The 3,358-nt window shown below is 30.1% G+C and carries 4 protein-coding genes; 2 read left to right on the forward strand and 2 right to left on the reverse strand.

Annotated elements, in window-relative coordinates; all coding sequences use genetic code 11:
- Positions 1-168: 168 nt before the first annotated feature.
- Positions 169-1,107: a stage II sporulation protein M gene (locus tag N4A57_RS03235; protein WP_293656103.1), complete on the reverse strand. Its 939-nt coding sequence runs from the start codon at positions 1,105-1,107 to the stop codon at positions 169-171.
- Positions 1,108-1,162: 55 nt separating this feature from the next.
- Between N4A57_RS03235 and N4A57_RS03240 the strand changes: the two genes are divergently transcribed.
- A complete protein-coding gene (locus tag N4A57_RS03240; RefSeq protein ID WP_293656105.1) occupies positions 1,163-1,858 on the forward strand; it encodes an RDD family protein in 696 nt (231 codons plus the stop codon).
- Positions 1,859-1,905: 47 nt separating this feature from the next.
- Here the strand turns inward: N4A57_RS03240 and N4A57_RS03245 are convergent, their stop codons facing one another.
- Positions 1,906-2,586 carry a cyclic nucleotide-binding domain-containing protein gene (locus N4A57_RS03245; RefSeq protein ID WP_293656106.1) on the reverse strand — a complete coding sequence of 227 codons (681 nt, stop codon included), beginning with the start codon at positions 2,584-2,586 and terminating at the stop codon, positions 1,906-1,908.
- A gap of 168 nt (positions 2,587-2,754) precedes the next feature.
- On the opposite strand from N4A57_RS03245, the gene N4A57_RS03250 reads away from it, so the two are divergent.
- The gene (locus N4A57_RS03250; RefSeq protein ID WP_293656108.1) at positions 2,755-3,189 is read left to right on the forward strand and encodes a DUF1499 domain-containing protein; all 435 of its coding nucleotides are present in this window, start codon (positions 2,755-2,757) and stop codon (positions 3,187-3,189) included.
- Positions 3,190-3,358 lie beyond the last annotated feature (169 nt).

The raw sequence follows: 3,358 nt of genomic DNA on the forward strand, positions 1-3,358 counted from the left end.
AAGTCCTTGTCACAAGCGAAAGTGTGAATCTTCGTATATAGGTTCATGTGTCATGTTGGAGTAGCATAGGATGTTGTGACGTTCCAGGGTTCCAAAGATTTTCAATAGTTTCCCTTATAGGCAAGTTACTGTATAAAGCAATTTTAAAACCAAGAAATCTATATTGAACTATTTGTTTCCCCTAAGAATATAAAATATAAGTATTATAAGGGTCATGAAACTGAAGGCTAATTTTATAGATGGAGATAGGCCTAAAGGTGTGAAGAAACCCTCTATAATACCGGCTATTATGAGCATAACTACTATGCCAAATAGGAGGGATGATGCCTTTTTAGCTCCTAATATAATGGAATGGGCTCTAGATAAATCCTTAGGGATTAGCATATGATATGCAAGGATAAATCCTGCTCCTCCACTTATGAAAATGGCTGATAATTCTAATATTCCATGGGGTAATATTAAGGACCAATATACAGTAGGATTTCCATTTAAATATATAAGGGCGGTTAATCCTCCAAGTAATGCACCATTTGAAAATAGTACATATATGGTACCTATACCAAAGGTTATTCCAAAGACAAAGGCTTTTAATGATATGGATATATTATTTACCATAATGTAGCTAGACATGAGGGCATAATCCCATTGTCTTTTTGATTCCATGGAGTAATCAATAGTTTCTACTAAATCCTTAGGAAGAAAATAATAGGCATTAGATTCATTTATTAAGACCATAACTAGGGATAATAAAAAACCTAAGAAGAAAATAGCCGTAGAAATATTAATAAAAAATGAAAATTCTCTTATTCTCTTAGGAAAGCCTTTAGTTAGATAATTAAACATTCTTTTAAAAGTATTTTCTTTAACAGAATAAAGGGTGTTATGGGCTCTACCTACTAGGGAATTTAAATAGTTACTCGTAGTTGAATTGGGAAAGTGGGTATTAGCATAGGAAAGGTGGTAAGCACTTTCATTATAGAGATACAAAAAATCTCTTAATTCATTGGAGTTTAAGTTTTTGTGTCCACTTTTATCTATCCTAGCCACATAGGAATTTAACTTGTCCCAATTAGATTTGTTATTTTTTATAAAAATTTCTTCATTCATATTAAACACCTCATTTATGATTATACCAAAGTATGGAAAAAAAGGGGGATATACAGTGAAAAAAATTACAATAACCACTCCTGAGAATACGCAAATAGAATATAATTTAGCAAGTGTAGGTTCTAGGGCAGCAGCAGCTTGTATAGATATGATGATTCAGTTTGTGGTAATAGGCCTAGTAGGTTTAATAGTATTTCTTACTTGGGCTGGAAGTTTAGAATATTTAGAAGCAAAGGGAGAAGGCTGGATAATAGGAGGCGCCATAATATTATTGTTTATAGTATCCTATGGATACTTCATATTCTTTGAGATGAAGATGAATGGCAGGACACCAGGTAAAAAATTATTCAAACTAAGGACCTTAAAGAACAATGGACAACCTATAGACATAAAAAGTTCCATAATAAGAAATTTATTTAGAAGCATATTAGATGACCAGGGCATTGGAGTTGTGGCCATATTTCTTTCAAAGGAACATAAGCGAGTGGGAGATTATGCTGCATCTACCATGGTAGTTGTGGAAAATCAGGAAAAAATATATACCTTAGAAGAAATTAATATGGAGCATAATTCTAACTTGTCTAAGGATGAGAAGGATCTGTTAAAGGACTATGAACGTAGAAAAAATCAATTAGGAGATTCAAAATTAAAAGAAGAAATAGAAAAATATTTTGAGGAAAAGGATAAGTTGAAAAATACTATAGAATTAGAAAAAAATAAGGAAGATATTTTTAATCATAGGGATCAGTAGAAGAAAGTACTACTATACACATTCAAAGTATAAAAAATTAGCAGGTTCTAATATATAGAACCTGCTAATTTTTCTAATGTTTTATAATCTAATATGGATATTCGATTCCTATCTTTAGTTATTATGTTTTGATCACATAAATTATTAAAGGTTCTAACCAGGTGTCTATAGCTTGCGGCAAATAAGCTGGCTAGCTCTGTCATACTATCTATTTTAATATGAGGAGCATTAGGGTTTGTAGCATGGACTCCTAACAAATAAGAAGCTAGCTTATTCTCTAATGGATATATTAGATTGATAGAACTAGAGTGAGTATATGTTACTAATTTAGTACTTAAAGTACTAGATAAATACTTAAAAAAAACTAAATCATCAGAAACTAGCTCCCTTAATAAATTCATTTTAATACCTATACATATACTAGGGCCTAGGGTTTCAATATTACAGGCAGGAATAGTATTATTAATTAATTCCACATCCCCTACGGCATGAAGAGGGGTTAGTATTTCATGGAGAAGAACTTTACCATTTTTTAGGATGGTATAACATTTTAAACTTCCCTTGACTAAAAAATAAAAATAATCAGCCCCTTGATCTGTCCTTAATAAATAGTCATTTTTATTAAATTTGTGAAGTTCCATATATTTTCTTATGCTTTTCTTAAATAGATTATCTATTGAGTATTTATCTATATAATAATTTAATGTGTAATTATCTTCTATTTTCATATTAAATTCACCCACATTAATTATAATATAGGTGGTTTAATAAATGAAGTTTTATCTTTAATAATTTCTAAAATTCCAGTCTTTTAGTTTATAATAGTATTAAAAGAGGATATATCTATTACATAAAATTAAATATAATATGAATACTAGAAATATAGGAGTGATATGATGAAAACAGGATGGATTGGGTTAGGTGCAATTTTAGTATATACATATGTAAAAAATAATAATGAGCCTAGCAATTTAGGTGTACATGAAGGTAGATTAGGGAAATTACCCTATGCACAAAAGGGGGTATCAACTCAAACTAATAACTTTCAAAAGCAAATTGAACCTATGAAATTTAAAGGAACTTTAGAAAAAAGTAAGGAGAGAATAAAGAAAATAATAAATAGATATCCTAATAGTAAAATTATAAAAGAGGATAAGAATTATATTCATGCAGTATTTGAAAGCAGTAAGATGAAATTTAAAGATGATGTGGAATTTTATTTTAATGAAGAAAAAAGGATGATAGAATGTAGGTCAGTGGCCCGTGTAGGATATTATGATTTTAAAGTTAATAGAAAAAGATATGAAGAAATAAGAAAGGAATATAGATAGGCATGTATAATATACATGCCTATTTCTTATTTGTATAAGTGAAAACCACCTGCTGTGCGGGTGGTTCAAAAAAGCTTCCAGCGGTGAGCAGAAAATAAAAGACTCCTTTGTTAGAATAGTATTTAGGTTTGCCGACCAAATACAAAACAAAGGAGAATGCCCAAATGGA

The sequence above is a fragment of the Anaeromicrobium sp. genome (assembly GCF_025210435.1).
GTDB lineage: Bacteria > Bacillota > Clostridia > Peptostreptococcales > Thermotaleaceae > Anaeromicrobium.

Excerpts from the sequence above, each read along its gene's own strand:
- N4A57_RS03235 (WP_293656103.1), bottom strand. The coding sequence starts at position 1,107 with ATGAATGAAGAAATTTTTATAAAAAATAACAAATCTAATTGGGACAAG.
- N4A57_RS03245 (WP_293656106.1), bottom strand. The coding sequence starts at position 2,586 with ATGAAAATAGAAGATAATTACACATTAAATTATTATATAGATAAATAC.
- N4A57_RS03250 (WP_293656108.1), top strand. The coding sequence starts at position 2,755 with ATGAAAACAGGATGGATTGGGTTAGGTGCAATTTTAGTATATACATAT.